The organism is Kribbella sp. NPDC023972 (assembly GCF_040639075.1).
In the GTDB taxonomy this organism is placed as follows: domain Bacteria; phylum Actinomycetota; class Actinomycetes; order Propionibacteriales; family Kribbellaceae; genus Kribbella.
Window position 1 is genome coordinate 244,194 of the sequence record NZ_JBEZZH010000006.1, and the last position, 19,121, is coordinate 263,314.

The 19,121-nt window shown below is 67.9% G+C and carries 16 protein-coding genes; 7 read left to right on the forward strand and 9 right to left on the reverse strand.

The window, feature by feature from the left end; translation table 11 throughout:
* The first annotated feature begins 167 nt into the window (after positions 1–167).
* Positions 168–875 (forward strand): ANTAR domain-containing protein, encoded by a 708-nt coding sequence (locus tag AB0F43_RS24555; protein ID WP_360481102.1) that lies wholly within the window; start codon positions 168–170, stop codon positions 873–875.
* 46 nt (positions 876–921) lie between these two features.
* Positions 922–1,656, forward strand: a complete 735-nt coding sequence (locus AB0F43_RS24560; protein ID WP_360481105.1) for a GAF and ANTAR domain-containing protein — start codon at positions 922–924, stop codon at positions 1,654–1,656.
* A gap of 132 nt (positions 1,657–1,788) precedes the next feature.
* On the opposite strand, the gene AB0F43_RS24565 is transcribed toward AB0F43_RS24560, so the two are convergent.
* On the reverse strand, positions 1,789–3,162 hold the full coding sequence (locus AB0F43_RS24565; RefSeq protein ID WP_360481108.1) for an MFS transporter: 1,374 nt from the start codon (positions 3,160–3,162) through the stop codon (positions 1,789–1,791).
* 54 nt (positions 3,163–3,216) lie between these two features.
* Entirely contained in the window at positions 3,217–3,969 is a 753-nt protein-coding gene (locus AB0F43_RS24570) for a glycerophosphodiester phosphodiesterase family protein (RefSeq protein ID WP_360481111.1), read from the reverse strand.
* A 26-nt stretch (positions 3,970–3,995) separates the two neighbouring features.
* Between AB0F43_RS24570 and AB0F43_RS24575 the strand changes: the two genes are divergently transcribed.
* Both AB0F43_RS24575 and AB0F43_RS24580 read left to right on the forward strand, forming a co-directional pair.
* Positions 3,996–5,129: an aminotransferase class I/II-fold pyridoxal phosphate-dependent enzyme gene (locus tag AB0F43_RS24575; RefSeq protein ID WP_360481114.1), complete on the forward strand. Its 1,134-nt coding sequence runs from the start codon at positions 3,996–3,998 to the stop codon at positions 5,127–5,129.
* Positions 5,126–5,743: a methyltransferase domain-containing protein gene (locus AB0F43_RS24580; protein ID WP_360481117.1), complete on the forward strand. Its 618-nt coding sequence runs from the start codon at positions 5,126–5,128 to the stop codon at positions 5,741–5,743. Before AB0F43_RS24575 ends, AB0F43_RS24580 begins: the two co-directional genes overlap by 4 nt.
* A 69-nt stretch (positions 5,744–5,812) precedes the next feature.
* Here the strand turns inward: AB0F43_RS24580 and AB0F43_RS24585 are convergent, their stop codons facing one another.
* Genes AB0F43_RS24585 through AB0F43_RS24600 form a run of 4 tightly spaced genes read right to left on the reverse strand, consistent with a single transcriptional unit; the run spans position 5,813 to position 11,822 of the window.
* Positions 5,813–6,664, reverse strand: coding sequence for a carbohydrate ABC transporter permease (locus AB0F43_RS24585; RefSeq protein ID WP_360481120.1), 852 nt, complete (start codon positions 6,662–6,664; stop codon positions 5,813–5,815).
* Complete coding sequence (locus AB0F43_RS24590; RefSeq protein ID WP_360481123.1) at positions 6,661–7,587, reverse strand: sugar ABC transporter permease; 927 nt, start codon at positions 7,585–7,587, stop codon at positions 6,661–6,663. Before AB0F43_RS24590 ends, AB0F43_RS24585 begins: the two co-directional genes overlap by 4 nt.
* 31 nt (positions 7,588–7,618) lie before the next feature.
* On the reverse strand, positions 7,619–8,950 hold the full coding sequence (locus AB0F43_RS24595; RefSeq protein ID WP_360481126.1) for an ABC transporter substrate-binding protein: 1,332 nt from the start codon (positions 8,948–8,950) through the stop codon (positions 7,619–7,621).
* A gap of 58 nt (positions 8,951–9,008) precedes the next feature.
* The gene (locus tag AB0F43_RS24600; RefSeq protein WP_360481129.1) at positions 9,009–11,822 is read right to left on the reverse strand and encodes a glycoside hydrolase family 78 protein; all 2,814 of its coding nucleotides are present in this window, start codon (positions 11,820–11,822) and stop codon (positions 9,009–9,011) included.
* 181 nt (positions 11,823–12,003) lie between these two features.
* Between AB0F43_RS24600 and AB0F43_RS24605 the strand changes: the two genes are divergently transcribed.
* Positions 12,004–12,900, forward strand: a complete 897-nt coding sequence (locus tag AB0F43_RS24605; protein ID WP_360481132.1) for an AraC family transcriptional regulator — start codon at positions 12,004–12,006, stop codon at positions 12,898–12,900.
* Here the strand turns inward: AB0F43_RS24605 and AB0F43_RS24610 are convergent.
* Entirely contained in the window at positions 12,881–13,552 is a 672-nt protein-coding gene (locus AB0F43_RS24610) for a TetR/AcrR family transcriptional regulator (RefSeq protein WP_360481135.1), read from the reverse strand. The genes AB0F43_RS24605 and AB0F43_RS24610 overlap by 20 nt on opposite strands.
* Before the next feature lie 80 nt (positions 13,553–13,632).
* Here AB0F43_RS24610 and AB0F43_RS24615 point away from each other — a divergent pair, with 80 nt between their 5' ends.
* Positions 13,633–14,826, forward strand: coding sequence for an FAD-dependent monooxygenase (locus AB0F43_RS24615; RefSeq protein WP_360481137.1), 1,194 nt, complete (start codon positions 13,633–13,635; stop codon positions 14,824–14,826).
* Here AB0F43_RS24615 and AB0F43_RS24620 read toward each other — a convergent pair.
* Both AB0F43_RS24620 and lpdA read right to left on the reverse strand, forming a co-directional pair.
* Complete coding sequence (locus AB0F43_RS24620) at positions 14,794–15,252, reverse strand: PGPGW domain-containing protein (RefSeq protein WP_360481140.1); 459 nt, start codon at positions 15,250–15,252, stop codon at positions 14,794–14,796. The two genes, AB0F43_RS24615 and AB0F43_RS24620, sit on opposite strands and share 33 nt — an antisense overlap.
* Positions 15,253–15,351: 99 nt before the next feature.
* Complete coding sequence (gene lpdA / locus AB0F43_RS24625; protein ID WP_360481143.1) at positions 15,352–16,749, reverse strand: dihydrolipoyl dehydrogenase; 1,398 nt, start codon at positions 16,747–16,749, stop codon at positions 15,352–15,354.
* A gap of 169 nt (positions 16,750–16,918) precedes the next feature.
* On the opposite strand from lpdA, the gene AB0F43_RS24630 reads away from it, so the two are divergent.
* On the forward strand, positions 16,919–19,042 hold the full coding sequence (locus AB0F43_RS24630) for a peptidoglycan DD-metalloendopeptidase family protein (RefSeq protein ID WP_360481145.1): 2,124 nt from the start codon (positions 16,919–16,921) through the stop codon (positions 19,040–19,042).
* Positions 19,043–19,121: the final 79 nt, after the last annotated feature.

Below are 19,121 nucleotides of genomic sequence, written 5' to 3' on the forward strand. Positions count from 1 at the left end.
CAGTTCAAGTTCGCCCGCGACGGGCGTGGTGGTGGCTGTCACCACCCGCCGGCTTCCCACCAGATCACCAGCCGGAGCCGCCGATGGATCTCCGGTGATCAGCTGATCAGTGGGTTGGCCTTGGTTGGCGATGTGGAGTGGGAAGGCGGTGTGGTCAGGTGTCATCGTTGCGGGTTCGGCAGATCCTGGCCGACATCATGGGCACCGAGACAGCCGGGCTCCCGGAGCGGCTGTGCCGCGCTTGTGCGGTGGCGATACCGGTCAGCGGAGTGGGGTTGGCGTTGGTGACCGCGACCGGCCACGGCGGCACCATCACGGCCACGGACGGGCCGGCCGCGGTGATGGAGGATCTCCAGGCGACTCTCGGCGAGGGCCCGTGCGTGGACGCGTCGCACGACGGGCACCCGGTGCTGCAATCCGACCTGGCCGCCACTGGGGCGGCAAGGTGGCCGGGCTTCACCGCCGCCGCCCTCCAAGCAGGTATCGCTGCCGTGTTCGCGTTTCCACTGCAGGTCGGTGCGATCCGGCTCGGAACGCTCGACCTGTACCGCGACGCGACCGGGCCGCTGGACCGGCCCCAGTTGGCCGAGGCGCTGGCCTTCGCCGAGGCGGCCACCACGATCTTGCTGCACCTGCAGGACGGGGTACCGTCGGGTCAGCCGCTGCACCCCGAGCTGGCCGAGGCCGTCGAGAGCCGCCGTGAGGTTCATCAAGCGACCGGGATGATCACCGTGCAGGCCGGGGTCGGCTTGGCCGAGGCAATGCTGCTGCTCCAGGCCTACGCCTACAGCAGCGAACGATCTCTGCTCGACGTAGCCAAGGACGTGGTGGCCCGGCAGCTACGCTTCCCGCCCGAAGACGATCATCATGAATAGACACGACCCGGTCACGGGACACGATCACGTCAGGAAAGAGAGTGCCATGAGCAGGGAGCAGCGACTGGCCGGCGTGTTCGTCGAGCTCGCCGACACCCTCGTCGACGACTTCGACATGATCGAGTTCCTGCACACGCTCACCGAACGCAGCGTCGAACTGCTGCACGCCGACGCGGCCGGCCTCATTCTGGCCGACCCACGGGACCAGCTGCACGTGCTGGCCTCCACCACCGACCAGGCCCGAGTGCTGGAGCTGTTCGAGCTGCAGAACTCCGAAGGACCCTGCCTGGACTGCTTCACCACCGGGCAGCCAGTCGTGAACATCGACCTGGCCGAGGTCGAGACCCGCTGGCCGCGCTTCCAGGCAGCGACCACCGCGGCCGGTTTCCGCTCCGTGCACGCCCTGCCGCTGCGGCTGCGCGGACAGGTCATCGGGGCGATGAACCTGTTTTGCCGGAACCAGACCAGCCTGAGCGACGACGACCTCGCGGTGGGCCAAGCTTTGTCGGACGTCGCCACCATCGGTCTGCTGCAGGAACGCACCGTCCGCCGCGGCGAGATCATCGCCGAACAACTCCAGGGTGCGCTGAACAGCCGCATCCTCATCGAACAGGCCAAAGGAGTACTGGCCGAGCGAGCCGGTATCGGCGTGGACGCGGCCTTCGCCGTCCTGCGCACCTACGCGCGCCGCAACGAACGCCACCTCAGCGCCGTCGCCGCCGCCGTGATCGACGGCTCCCTGGACTTGACCCTGTCGCCTCCCATCGAGCACAGGAAGTAGCGACAGTCTCCCCTGTGCTGGCTGTGCCGGCTGGAGGCCTGCAAACTGGTCGGGCGAGGCTTCGAGCCTGACGAGACGAGCTGCGCGCCGATGGTGGGAAGCTGGTTGATTTGACCCGGGTTGTTGCCGAGGTCAGATGAGGGTGGGTTGGGTGTTGCCGGCTTCGGTGATGCCGCGGCGCATGTCGACGCGGGACAGCAGCACCAGGCCGACGACGAAGAACAGGCCGAGGGCGACGATGGCCGGACGGTAGGAGCCGGTGATCTGGTGGACCAGGCCGAAGACGAGCGTGCCGAGCCACGACGTGCCGCGCTCACCGGCCTGGTAGAGCGAGAAGTACTCGGCCTCCCGCCCCGCCGGGATCAGCTGGCTGAAGGCGGAGCGGGACAGCGCCTGGGTGCCGCCGAGGACGACGCCGATCGCCACACCCATCGCGAGGAACGGCACGATCTGCCGGGCCGGGAGCAGGAAGCCGGCGATCACGATCAGCATCCAGAACACCAGCCCGCCCATGATGGTCCGCTTGGTGCCGAAGCGCCGCGCGAACCGCCCGAACGCCAGCGCACCGAAGAACGCGACGAACTGCACCAGCAGGATGGTCGCGATCAGCACCTGCGTCTCGAACCCGAGCTGCTTCTCCCCGTACGTCGAGGAGACCGAGATGACCGTCTGGATCCCGTCGTTGAAGAACAGGTACGCGATCAGGAACAGCAGCGTCATCGGGTAGGTCCGCATGTGCCTCAACGTCGCCGCCAGCTGGCCGAAGCTCTGCCGGACCAGACTGCCGCTGCGCACCGGTACGACGTGGGTCGGCGGCCGGTTGCGCAGCTTCACGAACGGGATGAAGGTGAACGCACCCCACCACAGCCCGGCGGACAGCAGGCTGAGGCGGACCGCCGCACCCTGGCTGAGGCCGAGCGCCTCGTGGGCGGTGACCACGGCCAGGTTGATCGTGAGCAGGATGAAGCCGCCGAGGTAGCCGAAGGCCCAGGCGCGGGACGAGACGTCGTCCCGGTCGTCCGGGCCGGTGATGTCGATCAGGATCGAGTCGTAGACCACCAGAGACGAGCCGAGACACAGGTTGCCGATGAACAGCAGCAGCGCGCCGAGCTCCCAGCGACCGCCGCCGACGAACACCATGCAGCAGGCGGCGAGCGCGCCGGACCAGGCGAAACCGCACATCAGCAGCTTCTTGCGCTCCAGCCGGTCCGCGATCGCGCCCACCACGGGCAGGAACAGCGCCGACACCAGGGTCGCGACGGTGACGACGTAGAAGGCGAGCGAACCGGGAGAGATGCCCAGCCCGAGGACGTCGAGGTTGGTGTGGCAGGGCCTGTCCGTCGTACCGACGTATCCGCAGGCGGCGGTCTCGGCGACCGAGGTCAGGTACGGCGCGAACAGCACCGTGCCGACGGTGGTGACGTAACCGGAGTTGGCCCAGTCGTAGAGGCTGAAACCCCAGTACTCACGCTTGTCGACCGCCGCCGGGGCGGAGAGAAGTCCCATGCGCAGGAGTTTGTCAGGTCAGAGGGACGAACCGACGGACCCGCGGATAACACTTCAGTGCCACTGGCCCCGTTCGATCAGGACGTCGCGCAGCAGGTCCGTCCGGTCGGTGATCAGCCCATCCGCACCGGCGTCGAGGAGCTGGTGCATGTCGGCCGGGTTGTCGACGGTCCAGACGTGCACCTGCTTGCCCAGGGCATGCGCCCGCTTCATCAGTCCGGGGGTGAGCACGCGGAGCCGGCCATAGCGCTCCGGGATCTGCAGACAAGCACCACCCGACTTCAGCGGAATCGGCAGGAACCGGATCAGCGCGGTCTCCCAGTCGCCGTACCCGGTGCACAGACTCGGCCCGAGCTCGCGACGGATACGCCGTACCCGGGACTGGGAGAACGAGGAGACGCAGACCCGGTCGATCGCGTTGGCGGCCCGGAGGACGGCGGCCGCCGGTCGCAGACCGTTCTCGGCCTTGATGTCGAGGTTGAACCTGGTCTGCGGGAAGTGCTCGAGCAGCTCGTCCAGGCGGGGGATCGGCTCGTTCCCGTTGATCTTCGCCTTGCTCACCTCGGACCAGGGCAGCTCCGCGACCACGCCGGTCCGGTCGGTGACCCGGTCCAGCCGGCTGTCGTGGAAGGCGATGACGACCCCGTCGCTGGTCGCGTGCAGGTCGGTCTCGAGGTAGCGATAGCCGAGTTTCACCGCGTGCTCGAAGGCGCGCAGCGAGTTCTCGTAGCCGACGTTGTCCGGGTGCAGCGCGCCGCCACGGTGGGCCATCGCGATCGGCCCGTCGTGGTCGAGGTAGGGATACACGACTGGAAGTATGTACCGTTTGGGTGGTGACGGTACTCAGCCCACGCCCCGATCTGTGGACCCTCGACCCCGATGTCCTGCACCTGAACCACGGTTCGTACGGCGCTGTGCCGCGGCGTACCCAGGACGTCATGGCCGCCTTGCGCGCCGAGACCGAGGCCAATCCGATGCTCTGGTTCCGTTCGGTCGCCGCCCGGCTGACCACGAGCCGGCTCGCGTTGGCGTCGTACCTGCGGACCGACCCGTCCGGCTTCGCGCTCGTGCCGAACGCCAGTGCCGGGGTGACTGTCGCGCTCGCGACCCTGCCGATCCCCGCGGGCAGCCGGATCGTCCTGACCAACCACGCGTACGGCGCGGTGCGGTACGCCGCCGAGCGGTTCGCCCGGGCCAACCAGGCCGAGGTGGCCGTGGTCGACGTACCGCTGGAGGCTGACGACGAGACCGTGGCCTCACTGATCGAGCCAACTCTGGACGGGGCCGCCGTACTGATCGTGGACCAGATCAGCTCGGCGACGGCGATGGTGTTCCCGATCGGTGCGCTGGTCTCTTTGTGCGCGGAGTACGGCGTTCCGATCGTGGTGGATGGTGCGCACGCGCCCGGGCTGATCGACGCCCCGGCCGCCGACGGGGCCGACTTCTGGACGGGCAACTTCCACAAGTGGCCGGCCTCGCCGCGGGCGACGGCCGGTCTCGTGGTCGCGGAGAAGTGGCGTACGGCGACCCTGCCGCTGATCGTGTCGTGGTCCGAGAACGACGAGCGCCTGCCGGAGCGGTTCGACGTACAGGGGACGTACGACTACGTGCCCTGGATCGCGGCGCTCGAGTCGCTGCGGGTCCTGGACGAGCTCGAATGGCCGGTACGCCGCTCGCAGTTGAGCGACCTGGTCGACGAAGGCGCTCGCGTGGTGGCGAAAGCGCTCGGGACCGGAATCGCCGAGGTGGTGCGTCCGGCGGCGACGATGCGGCTGGTCGAGTTGCCGTCGAGCGTCGACCTCACCGACGCCGAGGGATTGAAGATGCGCGTGTCCCGGGAACTGAAGGCGGAGATCACGCTGACCGGATTCGACGGCCGCGGATTCATCCGGCTGTCCGCGCACGCCTACAACTCACTGCCGGACTACGAGGAACTGTCGGAACGGTTGCCTAGAGTCCTCGCGTGAATGACATCCGAGGCTCGTACGACACCGTTGCCGCCGACTACCACGAAATCCTCAAGGACAACCTGAAGGACAACCCGTACGACCGGGCCGCGCTCAACCTCTTCGCCGAGCTCGTCCCGGCCGGACCGGTCGGTGACCTCGGCTGCGGTCCCGGACGGATCACGACGTACCTCGCCGGGCTCGGACTGGATGCCTTCGGCATCGACCTCTCGCCGGAGATGGTCGCGCTCGCGCGGTCGACGTACCCGGAGCTCCGTTTCTCGGTCGGGACGCTGTTCGAGCTCGAGCTGAAGGACGACGAGCTGGCCGGAGCGCTCGCGTGGTACTCACTCGTCCACACCCCACGCTCGGATCTCCCAGCGGTGTTTGCTGAGCTCCATCGGGTGGTGCAGCCCGGCGGCTATCTTCTGCACGCCTTCAAGGTGGGCGATGGTGTGCACCACCTGTCGAATGCCTACGGTCACGATCTCGACCTGGACGTGTACTGGTACGACCCGGCCGACATTACCGGTCTCCTGAGCGACGCGGGCTTCACCGAGGTCGCCACCCTCACCCACGCGCCCCTGGACTACGAGAAGCAGCCCCAGGCGTACGTCCTGGTCCGCAAGGCGTGAGTCCGCGAGCCGGAGGACGCAGGGGATCGCGCCTGGATCGCGCGCGACGCCCTGCGTCCGTGACCAGCCTCAGCCCTTGATGGCGCCGGACGTCATGCCGGCGACGATCTGGCGGTTGAAGAAGAGGAACATGATCAGCGGCGGGATCGTGATCAGCAGGATGTTCATGAACAGCAGGTTGTATTGGGTGCTGAACTGACTCTGGAAGTTGTAGAGGGTCAGCTGGACGGTCGCGTTCTGGTCGCCGGGCAGGAAGTACAGCGGGTTGACGAAGTCGTTGAACACGGCGACGGACTGCACCACGACGACGGTGATGATGACGGATCTGAGCAGCGGGAAGATCACCTGGAAGAACAGCCGCAACGGCCCGGCCCCGTCGATGATCGCGGCCTCGTCGAGCTCGCGGGGGATGGTCGCGACGAAGGCCCGGAACAACAGGATGCAGAACGACAGCCCGAACGCGATCTCGATCAGGATCAACCCCGACATGGTCCGGAACAGCCCGAGCTTCTGCAGCACCCAGATCGTCGGTACGACGGCCGGCGGGATGATCAGACCGGACAGCACCAGGAAGTTGATGAACGGGTTCCACCGGCTCTTGCGCCGCTGCAGCACGAAGCCGGCCATCGCGGCCAGCACGACCATGCCGGCCACACTGGCGACGGTCAGGATCGTGCTGTTGATGAAGGCGATCACCAGCATGTAGTCGCGGGCCTCGAGCACCTCGATGAAGTTCTGCACGATCCGGAACTGGTGCGGCCAGGCGAAGTCGAGGTCCGCGGCCTGCTGCCGGTCCTTCACCGCGGTCAGCGCGATGAAGGCGAACGGGATGACGAACACCACGATCGACGACACGATCGCGACCGCGCTGAGCAGGTAGCTCCGGCCCGGTCTGTGGTTGACGAGTTCGGCGGTGCTCACAGGTTCACCTCCTTGCGGTTGAGGAACCAGTTCAGCGGCAGGACGATGGCGGTGACGACCAGGAACAGGATCACGTTGCCGGCCGTCGACAGGCCGTAGAACCCAGCCTGGTACTGCTTGTAGATCACCGACGAGATCACGTCCGAAGTGAACCCGGGACCGCCGCGCGTCATCGCCCAGATGAGCTCGAACGACCGCAGGCCGCCGATCAGGGACAAGATGATCACGGTGACGGTGGCCGGCCGGGACAGCGGCAGCACGATCCGGCGGAACGACTCCCACGCCCCGGCCCCGTCGACTCGCGCGGCCTCCATGTACTCCCGCGGGATCGACACGATCCCGGCGATGTAGATCAGCGTCGCCAGCCCGACGCCCTTCCACACGTCGACGAGGGCGATCGACAGCAGCGCCCACTTCGGGTCGGTCAGCCACCCGGGTCCGTCGATGCCGACCACGCTCAGCGCACCGTTGATGATGCCGCGTTCGGGATTCATCAGCACCGTGAAGGTGATGCCGACACCGATGGTGCTGACCAGTACCGGGAAGAAGACCACCGACCGCAGGTATCCGCGCCCGACGATCCGCGACGTCAGCAGTACGGCGAGCAGCAACCCGAGCACCACCTTCGACCCCGACGTCACCACCGCGAAGATCAACGTGTTGGTGAAGCCTTTGATCAGGGCCGGCTCCTGGAAGAACATGACGAAGTTGTCGAGCCCGATGAACTTCGAGTCGAACAGCGTCCACCGGGTCAGGCTGTAGTAGAAGGACGCGAACGTCGGCACCAGGAACAGCACGCTGTAGATCAGCGCGGTGGGCAGGTAGAACCAGAACGAGTACGGCGTGTAGAACTTCCCCCCGGCCGCGGATGCGGCCGGGGTCGAGTCACTGCGCGCGTGGGGCTTCACCGAGGTGGTGGTCATGGAGCCTCCCTGCCTGGAAGCATCGACACAGTCACCAACCCGCCAGTCCGAGTTGCTGCGCCTGCTTCTTCACATCCTCGTCGTACCGCGCCGCGCCGTCCTTGGCCTTGCGGATGCCGGATCCGACCTCGACGGTGATCTGCTCCAGCGACGGGCCCTTCACCGGCGAGAGGAACTCCAGCGCCAGGCTGGACCCACCCTCCTTGTCGAGGTACGGCTGCATGTCCTTGATGGACTGCGGTACGTCGGTCGGCAGCTCACAACCCTTGACCGCGTACGGGCCGGTGGGGACGCCGGCGGCGGCCAGGGACTTGCAGCCGTCGGGGCTGGCCACGAAGGCGAGGAACTTCTTCGCCGCCTCGAGCTTGTCGCCGGTCGTGGTGGTCGGGATGTAGATACCGCCCGGCGTCCACACGGTCAGCCCGTTCTTGCTCGCGTCGTCACCAGGAAGAGCGAACAGACCGACGTCCTTGGCCGCGTTGGGGTTTGTGGCGACCATGTCGTTGACCACACCGGACAAGATCGGGTAGTGCGCACCCTTGCCGGTGGCCAGCATCTTCAGGCCGTCCGGCAGCTTCGCCGAGGCGAAGTCCTTGTTCTCGTAGCCGAGGTCGTGCACCTGCTGGGTGTGCTCGAAACCCTTCAGCGCGGCCGGCGACGTCGCGTACTTCGCCTGGTTCTTGGTGTACCGGTCGGCGAAGTCCGGCTCGGCGGCGGCCACGTTGTGGAAGTCGCCGAGGACGAACAGCTGCGAGGTCCAGGTCTCGCCGTACGTCTGGATGACGGGCGCGACTCCGCCACCGGCCGCCTTGATCTTGGCGTTGTTGGCCATGAACTCGGCCCACGTCTTGGGCACCTGCAGCCCGAGCTTGGTGTAGATCGGGATGTTGTAGAGGACCGCACCGCCCATGAACCCGCCGGACGGCACCCCGTAGATCTTGTCGCCGGCCTTGACGGTCTTCGTGAAGTTCTCGTCCAGGTCGCCGATGTAGGGCTCGTCGCTGATCGCGACCAGGTTCTTCTCCGGGGCGATCGCCTGGAACAGCGACCCGGTGTTGTATCCGAACACATCGGTCATGTCACCGGTGGACAACCGGGTCTTGACGATGTTGTCGCCCTCGGTGCCGGCCGGGCGGGTCTCCACCTTCACCGTGATGTCGGGGTTCTTGGCGGTGAAGTCCTTGCTGAGCTGCTGAGCCTCCTTCAGGTCCTGCTCCTGGTTGCCGATCAGATAGGTGATCTCGACCGAGCCGCCGCCCGAGTCGTCACTGGATCCGAGGCTGCCCGCGCTGCATGCGGTCAGGGCGAGCGAGCAGACCGCGAGGACGGCCAGTCCTCTCGTACCTGGGCGGAACGTCATCATGACCTCCAAAGGATGTTTCTTCAGGGCATCTGCATCGGGGCGGGGTCGTCGGGATCGGTCAGTTGGTGTCGAGCAGGACGTCGAGCTTGGCCTGCAGTGCTTCGGCGCTGGGGGAGAAGCCGTGCGGGCTGATCGCTTCGACCAGCTGGTCGGCCGGCTGGTCCAGGTACCGTTCCAGCCGGGCCGCGAGCTCGGCGTCGTCGGTGGCGACCTCCGTTTCCTTGGCCGTGGCAACGATCGCGTCCCAGCTCGGCTCGTGGTCGATGAGTTGCCGGACGGTCGGATCCGCGGGCAGCGCCGGGAGCTGGGCGGCCGGGTCGTCCGCGGTCCACTCGTGCGTACCGTGACCGACCTCGACCGGCTCACTTTCACCCGGTACGTCGACCCGCGCCCGCGAACCGACCGGCACGGTGACGCTGAGCCGGACCTGTCCGTCGGACCGCGTCCACGACACCGCGGCCTCGCCGTACGGAGTGAGGTGCTTGGCCGACGCACTGGTGAGGTGTGAGGTGAACAGCGGTCGTACGACGATCGTCCGGTAGCCGGGGTCGCCTGCGGCCAGGCCGGCGACGCGGCGGTGCATCCAGTCCGCGACCGCGCCGAGCGCGTAGTGGTTGAACGACGTCATCTGACCCGGGTTGATGCTGCCGTCGGGCAGCATGCTGTCCCAGCGTTCCCAGACTGTCGTGGCGCCCATGGTCACTGCGTACAGCCAGGAGGGGCAGCCTGTCTCTAGCAGGAGGCGGTACGCGAGGGCAGGATGTCCGGAATCGGTCAGCGCGTCGGCCATCAGCGGCGTACCGACGAATCCGGTGCTGATCCGGAAGCCGGCTGTCCGGACCAGATCCGCGAGGCGTTCGCCGGCCCGCTTGCGCTGGGTCTCGGACGGCAGCAGTGCCCACTGGAGCGCCAGCGCGTAGGTCGTTGCCGCGTCGCTCAATACGCGTCCGCCCTCGGTGGTGTACTCGGCCGCGAACGCCTGCCGGACCCGTGCGGCCAGGTCGGCGTACTCGCGCGCGAGGTCGGTGTCGCCGACGACCTCGGCGGCCTTGGCGACCACCTCGGCCGAACGCGCCAGATGCGCGGTGGCGATGACATCCGGGTCGGCCTTCGCCCGGAACGGGTTGTCCGGCGGCGCGGTCGGGTCGAGCCAGTCGCCGAACTGGAACCCGCCGGCCCACAGCAGGTCGCCGCCGGCCAGCTCCACCATCTTGTCCACCCAGGCACGCATGCTCGGCAGCTGGCGGGCGAGCAGTCCGGCATCGCCGGTGCGCTCGTAGATCACCCACGGCACGATCGTTGCCGCGTCACCCCATGCGGCCGTGGCCGGCCCGGTGTGCTTGAGGATGTCCGGTACGACGAACGGCACCGAGCCGTCCTTCTGCTGCTCGGCCGCCAGGTCGGCCAGCCAGTTGGTGAGGAACCCGGCGGTGTCGAACAGGAAGCTCGCCGACGGGGAGAAGACCTGGATGTCACCGGTCCAGCCGAGCCGCTCGTCGCGCTGCGGGCAGTCGGTCGGTACGTCGACGAAGTTGCCGCGCATACCCCAGATGACGTTCTCGTGGAAGCGGTTCAGCAGCTCGTGCGACGACTCGAACCAGCCGGTGCGTCGCAGGTCGGAGCCGACCACGAGGGCCTCCAGATCCTCGAGCTGGAGATTGTCCACACCGGTCACCTCGGCGTACCGGAAGCCGTGGAAGGTGAGCGGTGAGTCGAGCGTGACCTCGTCGGGCCCGGCGAGCACGTAGGAGTCGGTCGCCTTGGCGGTGCGCAGCGGCCGGACGCCGAGCTCACCGTTCTCGAGCACCTCGGCGTGACGCAGTACGACCTCGTCACCCTCGGCGCCGCCACGGACCTTCAGCCGGACCCGGCCGACGACGTTCTGGCCGAAGTCGACCAGCGTCTTACCGGAGGGCGAGGTGCTGATCTCGACCGCCGGAACGACCTCGGTGATGCGCACGGGCGGCCCGTCGGGTGCGACGAGCAGACTCAGGTCCCCGTCGAGTACGTCGACCGGGGTGGCCTCGCCGGGTGTCCGCCTGAGGTCGGTGCGCTGGCCGTCGTACAGGTCGTCGGCGACGATCGCACTCTCGCGTGCGGTCCAGGTGTCGTCGCTGCCGAACGTGTGGACCTGGCCGTCGGTCGTGGTGACTTCGAGTTGGGCAAGGACGGCGATGCGGTCGCCGTACAGGGAGTTCTTGCCGTGGAAGCCGAGCCGGCCGCGGTACCAGCCGTTGCCGACCAGGAACTCGAGCCGGTTCTCCCCGGACCGGACCAGCCCGGTCACGTCGTACGTCTGGTAGCGAAGCCGCTGCTGGTACGCCGTCCAGCCCGGCGCGAGCTCCTCGTCGCCGACGCGCTCGCCGTTGAGCTCCGGCAGGTAGACGCCGTACGCCGTGGCGTAGAGGCGAGCCTTCGCGATGTCGCCGGGCAGATCGAGCACGCCCGCGAGCAGGGGAGCGGGCGAGCCGTAGCTGTTGTCCCGCGGGCTGACGAACCGCGCGGTCCAGTCAGTTGCGCTGAGCAGGCCGGCTTCAACTGTCGCGGGCTCGCTCCACGCGCTCCAGTCGTCGTCGTTCCCGCGAACACGGACGCGGACCTCGACCGCGTCACGCGACCGCAGCGGTTCGCCCGGCCACGGGACGAGGACCTGATCGGGGGACTGGACCGTGAACACCTGAGCCGTAGCCGTGTTCCGCGCCCCACCACCCCAGTCGGCGATCTCCACCTCGTACGCCGTCTGCGTGTACCCGGCGTCAGCGGTCGGGACCTGCCACGACAGCCGCGGAGTCGCGGTGCCGATACCGAGCACGGGCCCGGTGTCGGTGCGGTGTTCGAAGCGCAGAGCGGTGGGTGCGGCGAGGTTCGACATGTGACTCCAACCGACAAGTGAAACGATTCATTGGCTGCTGTGGCGAAGGGTCTCGGTGCGTTTCGGATTGATGGCGAGGACGTTTCGCCTGTCTCCCGATCCTGAAGGCGGTATGCGCTCGCGAGTAGCCCGAAGTGAACTCGTGGTAGCACAAAATGCACCTCGGCCCCTATCGTGAGGTATGGCCGACGAGCCGGTGACGCACCACGGGACGCTGTTGCACTTCGTCGAGGGGACGCTGGTGCACGCGGGCCCGCACCTGCACGAGAACACCCACCCGCTGCACACGCACAGCTTCTTCGAAATCGCGTTGGTGACCGGCGGAGAGGGCGTCCACCACAGCCTGGCCGGCCGCCAGCAACTCGAGATCGGCGACATGATCCTGCTCCGGCCGGGCGTCTGGCATCAGTACGACGAGTGCCGCGGGCTACAGGTCTACAACTGCTGCTTCTCGGCCGACCTGGTGCAGCGCGAGCTGGCCTGGACGCGCGAGGATCCCTTGCTGGGTTACCTGTTGTGGACTGGACCGTTCTCCGCGCAGCGACGCGGCATGCTGACCACGCGACTCGAGCCGGCCACCGTCAAGGAAGGGCTGGAGCACCTCGAAGAGCTGCGGCGGCTGCGCAAGGAATCACTCAGCCGTCATCGCGGTGACATCATCGGCTGGTTGTCGCTGTACCTGAGCTGCCTGGCCCGGACCGTCGCCGAGCACGACGAGCTCGGCGAGCAGACGCATCCCGCCGTACTGGATGCGATGCGGATGATGGAGGCGGATCCGGCCCGGCAGTGGATGCTCACCGACCTGGCCCAGGCCTTGCACCTGGCGCCGGGCTACCTGGTCCGGTTGTTCAAGTCGGCGACCGGGTTGCCGCCGATGGCGTATCTGTCCCGGCATCGGGTGGAGCTCGCGGCCGACCAGCTGCTGCACACCGACCTGCCGATCGCCCGGATCGGGGAGTCGGTCGGCTGGCCGGATCAGAACTACTTCGCCCGCCGCTTCAAGTCCCACTACGGCTTGAGCGCGACGGCCTATCGACAACGTTTCAACACCCGGAAACTCAGCCCTTCCGTCCGCTGATCAGCAGCTCGAGCCCGTCGAGGATGCGCTCGAGACCGAACTCCAGCCCCTGATTCTGGTTGCCTCCGGCGGTCCGCATCGCGGCGGCGAGGCTGGGGAACCGGGCGGCCTCGGTCGCCAGGATCTCGGCCAGGGCCTGATTGAGGTGCTCTTCGGTGAGTCCGGTGGAGATGGTCTGCTGGGCGATGTTCCGGACGTGGCTGCTGAGCACCAGGATCGCATCGAACTGTTCGCCGCCGTCGAGGCCCGAGTCGGTGAGCGCCTGGATGCCGCGATCCATCCACGCGAGTTCGTTCGGACCGAGCAGGCGCCGGCCGATCATGGCTTGCAGCAGCCACGGGTGCTCGGCGAACACGGCGTACAGTTCCAGCGCCCACGTCTTCAGTGCCTGTCGCCAGGGTTGCTTCGAGTGCGCGGGCGGGGGACCGATGGCGAGGTCACTCATGACCGCGACCAGCTCGGTCTTCCCGGGGACGTGCCGGTAGAGCGCCATCTTGGTGACCGGCAGGTCGTCGGCCACGCGCTGCATCGAGACCGCGTCCAGACCCTCGGTGTCGGCGATCCGGATCCCGGCAGCGGCGATCTCGGCCAGGGTGATCGCCGGCTTCGGCCCGCGACTGCGGTGCTGCGGACCCCAGAGCAGTTCGGTCATCGCCGTCCTTTCCTCAGCGGTTGAACTGTGTCTACCATACGCATTACTGTGTCCATCGGACACAATTAATGGTGGAGGCGATGATGAAGGTCTTGGTGTCAGGGGCGAGCGTGGCAGGTCCGGCGGTGGCCCACTGGCTGGGCCGGTACGGGTACGACGTGACCGTGGTGGAGATCGCGGCGGCGCTCCGGCACGGCGGTTACGCGGTCGACTTCCGCGGTCCGGTGAATCTCGAGGTGCTGTCGCGGATGGGGGTCCTCGACGACTTGCGAGCCCGCCAGACGGGTGGAAGTCCGATGCGTTTCGTGGACTCAGCCGGCCGGCAGTTGCTGCGGTTGCCCGGTGAGTTCGCCGGGGGCGAGCTCGAGGTACTGCGGTCGGACCTGTCGCGGGTGTTGTACGAGCACAGCCGCGACAAGGCGACGTACCGGTTCGGGGACTCGATCGCGGGTCTGACCGAGCACGCCGGCGGGGTGGATGTGCGGTTCGAGAGCGGCATTGAGGAGACGTACGACCTGGTGATCGGGGCGGACGGGCTGCACTCGATCGTCCGCCGGCTGGCGTTCGGTCCCGAGCAGGACTACGTGCGTCATCTCGGGTACTACATCGCCGGCTGGGAGGTGCCGAACATGCTCGGGATCTCCGGTGACGCACTGATGTACAACGTGCCTGGGCGGCTGGCGAGCGTCGGCGCGGACCGGCGGGATCCCGCGACGGCGGGCACGATGTTCTTGTTCAAGTCGCCGGAGCTGGCCTACGACCGGCGGGATCGCGAGCAGCAGAAGGCGATCATCGCGGCCGCCTTCGCGGACCTCGGGTGGTACGTTCCGCAGCTGCTCGAAGGGTTGCCGTCGGCAACCGAGTTGTACTTCGACTCGATCAGCCGCGTCGACGTGGATCGCTGGTCGAGCGGGCGGATCGTGCTGCTCGGCGACGCGGGGTACGGCGCCACCGTCGGCGGCATGGGCACGAGTACGGCGGTCGTCGCGGCGTATGTCCTGGCGGGGGAGCTGGCCACCTCAGGCGGCGACTACCGTGCGGCGTTCCAGCGTTACGAGGCGCAGTTGCGCAGGCCCGTGGCGAAGACGCAGAGCGGCGGCAACCGGACCGGGAAGTTCCTTGCCCCGGGCACCCATTTCGGCCTGGCCGCACGGAACCGGTTGCTGTCGCAGCCGTTCCTGCTGAACCAGATGCTCAAACTGGGAGAGAAGGTGAGCAATCTGGTTGAACTGCGCAGCTACTCAGTCGAGCAGAGGCAGTTTGTGCAGGAATGACTCCCAGGAGTCAGGGAACCACCCGGGCACCCCGAGCACGGCCAGGTAGAGCCAGATCACGACCAGCACACAGAGGAACAGGGCAAGGGTGCCGAGGGCCTTCAGCCAGGCCGGCTGCTTACCGGTCCAGGCGGTGAGCTCCTTGACCCAGTCCTTCACCTTGTAGAGCAGGCGCTGCGCCCACTCGAACTCGCTGGCCAGTACGGCGAGGCCCGCGATGAACAAGGGGATGCCGCCGGGGCCGGGCAGCCATCCGGTCAACGGCGCGGCAATGAGCAGCACCCCACCCACCACGCCCACACCGATCCGGTAGATCAGATGCTTTTTCGGGTCCGCCCGTATCCGCCGCCGCCACTCCCACCGGTCGTCCTCAGCGTCCAGCGTGAGGTTGTGATCAGTGCGGTCGGGACCCCTCTTCTCGGCCACGGCCCAAGCGTACGTGAGGGGTCAGCCGATCCCACGACCGGCGCCGTAACAAAACGACGGCAGACCCCGCAGGATCTGCCGTCGTTCGGTGCTTTTGGCTCAGAAGTTGATCATGTGCCCTTCGAGACCGTGGAAGGCTTCCTGCAGCGCCTCGCTCAGCGTCGGGTGGGCGTGCACGTTGCGGGCCAGTTCCGTGGTGGTCAGGTCCCACTTCTGCGCCAGCGTCAGCTCGGGCAGCAGCTCGGTCACCTCGGGACCGATCAGGTGGGCGCCGAGCAGCTCGCCGTACTTGGCGTCGCTGATCACCTTGACGAAACCGGACGGGTCGCCGAGGCCGTGCGCCTTGCCGTTCGCGGTGAACGGGAACTTCGCCACCTTGACGTCGTACCCCTTCTCCTTGGCCTGCTCCTCGGTGTAGCCGAAGCTGGCCACCTGCGGCTGGCAGAAGGTCGCCCGCGGGATCATCACGTAGTCGAGCTCCATCGTCTCGGCTCCGGCGATGGTCTCGGCGGCGATCACTCCCATCGCCTCGGCCGCGTGCGCGAGCATCAGCTTCGCGGTCACGTCGCCGATGGCGAAGATGTTCGGCACGTTGGTGCGGCACAAGCCGTCGATGTCGATCGCGCCGCGGTCGGTCAGCTGCACGCCGGCCTTGTCCAGGCCGTAGCCGTCGACGCGGGGCTGGAAGCCGATCGCCTGCAGCACCTTGTCGGCCTCCAGCGTCTGCTGGTTGCCGTCCTTGCCGGTGACGGTGACCTTCACCTTGTCGCCGGAGTCGTCGATCGCGTCGACCCGCGTCGAGGTGAGCACGTCGATCCCGAGCTTCTTGTAGGCCCGGGCCAGCTCCTTGGACACCTCGGCGTCCTCCAGCGGCACCATCCGGTCCAGGAACTCCACGATGGTGACCTTGACGCCATAGTTGGCCAGCACGTAGGCGAACTCGACGCCGATCGCGCCGGCGCCGGCGATCACGATGGAGCCCGGCAGCTCCTCGGTGAGGATCTGCTCCTCGAACGTCACCACCCGCTCGCTCAGCTGCGTGCCCGGCAGCAGCTTGGTGGTCGCGCCGGTGGCGATGATGCAGTTGTCGAACGTCACGGTCTCCGAGGAGCCGTCGTTCAGCGTCACGTCGAGGGTGCTGGCGTCGGTGAACGAGCCCCAGCCGTCGAACTCGGTGATGTTGTTCTTCTTCATCAGGAAGTGGACGCCCTTGACCCGGCCGTCGGCGACCTTCCGGCTGCGCTGCACCGCGGTCGGGAAGTCGAAGCTGACCTCGCCGCTGATGCCGAAGGTCTTCGCCTCCGCCCGGAAGATGTGCGCCAGCTCGGCGTTGCGCAGCAGCGCCTTGGACGGGATGCAGCCCACGTTCAGGCAGACACCGCCCCAGTACTTCTTCTCGATGATGGCGGTCTTGAGCCCGAGCTGGGCGGCGCGGATCGCCGCGACGTACCCACCCGGACCCGCGCCGAGGACAACAACGTCAAAGTGCGAGGCCATGGGGTGAACTTTAGTGGGTCGCACCAGCCGTCCCGACCAGTGGTACGACGCTGCTGTAAGTCACAGTCTGTGACTCGGGGTTTCGTGCGGACCGTTCGACGCCTACGCTGGGCACGCGCGGGGCCGTCACCTCCTGCGCGCGCGTGAGGCGATGGAGGATGGGGGCCTGATGGGTGTGGGGAGCCGTCGGGGGCTGCGGTTCGCGGCACTCGGCACACTGCTCGCGGTGTTCGCGCTGCCCGCGTACGCCGACAACCCCACCCCACCGCCACCCGCGTCGGTGACGGACGTGAACCGGTCGCTGGAGCAGCTCCAGGCGGACGCGGCCGCCGTCCAGGCCGATTTCGCGAAGGCGACGATCGCCTACACCGCCGCGCTCAAGGCCGCGCAGACCGCCGAAGCGGCCGCGAAGAAGGCCGAGACGACCGCGGTCGCGTCGAAGGGCAAGGCGGAGGAGGAGCGCCGGCGGCTCGGCTTGCTGACCGCGCAGGCCTACCAAACGGGCATCCCGACCGTCCTCGGCGCCGAGTCGATGCTCTGGTCGCTGGCCCCGATCGCCGAGAACCTGCAGGAGATCGCCGACCGGCAGACCGCCATCCAGCAGCTCGGCAGCACCCAGGTCACGCAGTACCAGACCGCGATGGCCGCCGAGAACGAGGCCGGCACGGCCAAGGCCGAGGCGGCGACGAAACGGGCCGCGGCGGACGCGGCCGCGGCCAAGGCTCAGCAGCTCAGCAAAGAGGTGCAGCAGAAGGCTGCCGACTCCGCGGTGCGGGCGGAGAGCCAGTTCGCCGAGCTCGAGGGTGCGTCCGAGCTGTCGAAGCAGTTGCAGCTCGCCCGCAACCAGCAGGCGCTGGCGCGCTGGCGGGCGTACTTGACCGAGCTGACGACCGCCAAGATCACGCCGCCGGCGGCCGCCGTACTGAAGAACCCGGCCAAGCTTCCGGCCGGTCTGCAGCCGCTGACCGCCGCCGGTGCACCCGTTCCCGGTGCGGCCGCTGTGGTCCAAGGCCGTCGTACCGTCAAGGTGCTGTCGGCGGAGACGATCCGGGCGGTGAACCAGGCGTTCAGCCTGCTCGGGAAGCCGTACGGCGTCGCCGCGACCGGCCCGGACAAGTACGGCTGTCTCGGTGCGGCCCGGGTCGCGTGGCAGCCGTACACCACGCTGCCCAATCTGATCGGCAAGGCCTACCCGAACTACCAAGCGGTCCCGAACTCCCAGATCCAGCCCGGTGACCTGCTCGTGATGGGCAGCAAGTCGCTCGGCCTGGTCCACATCGGCGTCGCCCTCGACAACGGCGAGATGATCGCCGCCGACGAAGCCAAGGGCTCAGTCGTCGTGACCAGGGTCCCGGACAACCTGTACGCCGCCCTGCGCCCGACGCTCGGCAAGCCGGTCAAGGCCCAGGTCGCGCCGGTCGCGACGTCGGAGGCGTACGCGTTCCGCTGCGGCAACACGGCAACGTCGTACAACGTCGGGACCGGCTCCTGGACGTGGCCGCTGGCCGATGGCACCTACGAGATCGGTACGTCGTTCGGCCAGGCTGGGGCGTTGTGGTCGAGCGGGTACCACACCGGCCAGGACTTCCCAGCCTCTGTCGGTACGCCGGTTCGCGCCGTGACGTCCGGTGTCGTCCGCGTCGAGCACCCAGGCTGGGCGGGGAACCTGGTGCGCATCGACCACGGCAACGGACTGGAGACGCTGTACGCCCACCTGAGCTCGGTCGACGTGGCTGACGGCGCACAGGTCACCGCCGGGCAGCGAATCGGTGCCGTCGGTTCGGAGGGGAACTCCACCGGCCCTCATCTGCACTTCGAGGTCCGGCTCGGCGGCGACCCGGTGAACCCGATGCCGTTCCTCGCCACTGGTAGCGCGACCGTGGGCTGGGGTGGCTACAGCAACGGCATGATTCCGGCGAGCAGGCTCTGCGCGCTGGGGTCCGGTCACCTGCTGCGTTGCGACGCCGCAGCGGCGTACCTGCAGTTGGCTCGTGCCTACCGCGCCCAGTTCGGCAAGACGCTGTGCATCACCGACTCGTACCGCTCCTATTCGGCCCAGGTCAGCCTCTACGCCCGCAAGCCCTCGCTCGCCGCGCTGCCCGGTACGTCCAACCACGGTTGGGGCGTGGCCGTCGACCTGTGCGGTGGCGTGGACCGGTTCGGGACAGCGCAGTACCGGTGGATGAAGACGCACGCCGCCCAGTTCGGCTGGGTCCACCCCGCCTGGGCCGACCAGGGCGGCTCGCGCGAAGAACCATGGCACTGGGAATTCGGCAAACCAGCCAGCGCCTAGTACTCCAGCCGTGCTTCGTGATCTGGCGACGTGGTGATCTGGGGCGCGGGGCGGCGCCGATTGATGATCCAGAGTTGTG

What these genes read in the sequence shown, in the direction of transcription:
- AB0F43_RS24560 (WP_360481105.1), top strand. Translation starts at nt 922, where the DNA reads ATGAGCAGGGAGCAGCGACTGGCCGGCGTGTTCGTCGAGCTCGCCGAC.
- AB0F43_RS24565 (WP_360481108.1), bottom strand. Translation starts at nt 3,162, where the DNA reads ATGGGACTTCTCTCCGCCCCGGCGGCGGTCGACAAGCGTGAGTACTGG.
- AB0F43_RS24590 (WP_360481123.1), bottom strand. Translation starts at nt 7,587, where the DNA reads ATGACCACCACCTCGGTGAAGCCCCACGCGCGCAGTGACTCGACCCCG.
- AB0F43_RS24595 (WP_360481126.1), bottom strand. Translation starts at nt 8,950, where the DNA reads ATGATGACGTTCCGCCCAGGTACGAGAGGACTGGCCGTCCTCGCGGTC.
- AB0F43_RS24600 (WP_360481129.1), bottom strand. Translation starts at nt 11,822, where the DNA reads ATGTCGAACCTCGCCGCACCCACCGCTCTGCGCTTCGAACACCGCACC.
- AB0F43_RS24605 (WP_360481132.1), top strand. Translation starts at nt 12,004, where the DNA reads ATGGCCGACGAGCCGGTGACGCACCACGGGACGCTGTTGCACTTCGTC.
- AB0F43_RS24610 (WP_360481135.1), bottom strand. Translation starts at nt 13,552, where the DNA reads ATGACCGAACTGCTCTGGGGTCCGCAGCACCGCAGTCGCGGGCCGAAG.
- AB0F43_RS24615 (WP_360481137.1), top strand. Translation starts at nt 13,633, where the DNA reads ATGATGAAGGTCTTGGTGTCAGGGGCGAGCGTGGCAGGTCCGGCGGTG.
- lpdA (WP_360481143.1), bottom strand. Translation starts at nt 16,749, where the DNA reads ATGGCCTCGCACTTTGACGTTGTTGTCCTCGGCGCGGGTCCGGGTGGG.
- AB0F43_RS24630 (WP_360481145.1), top strand. Translation starts at nt 16,919, where the DNA reads ATGGGTGTGGGGAGCCGTCGGGGGCTGCGGTTCGCGGCACTCGGCACA.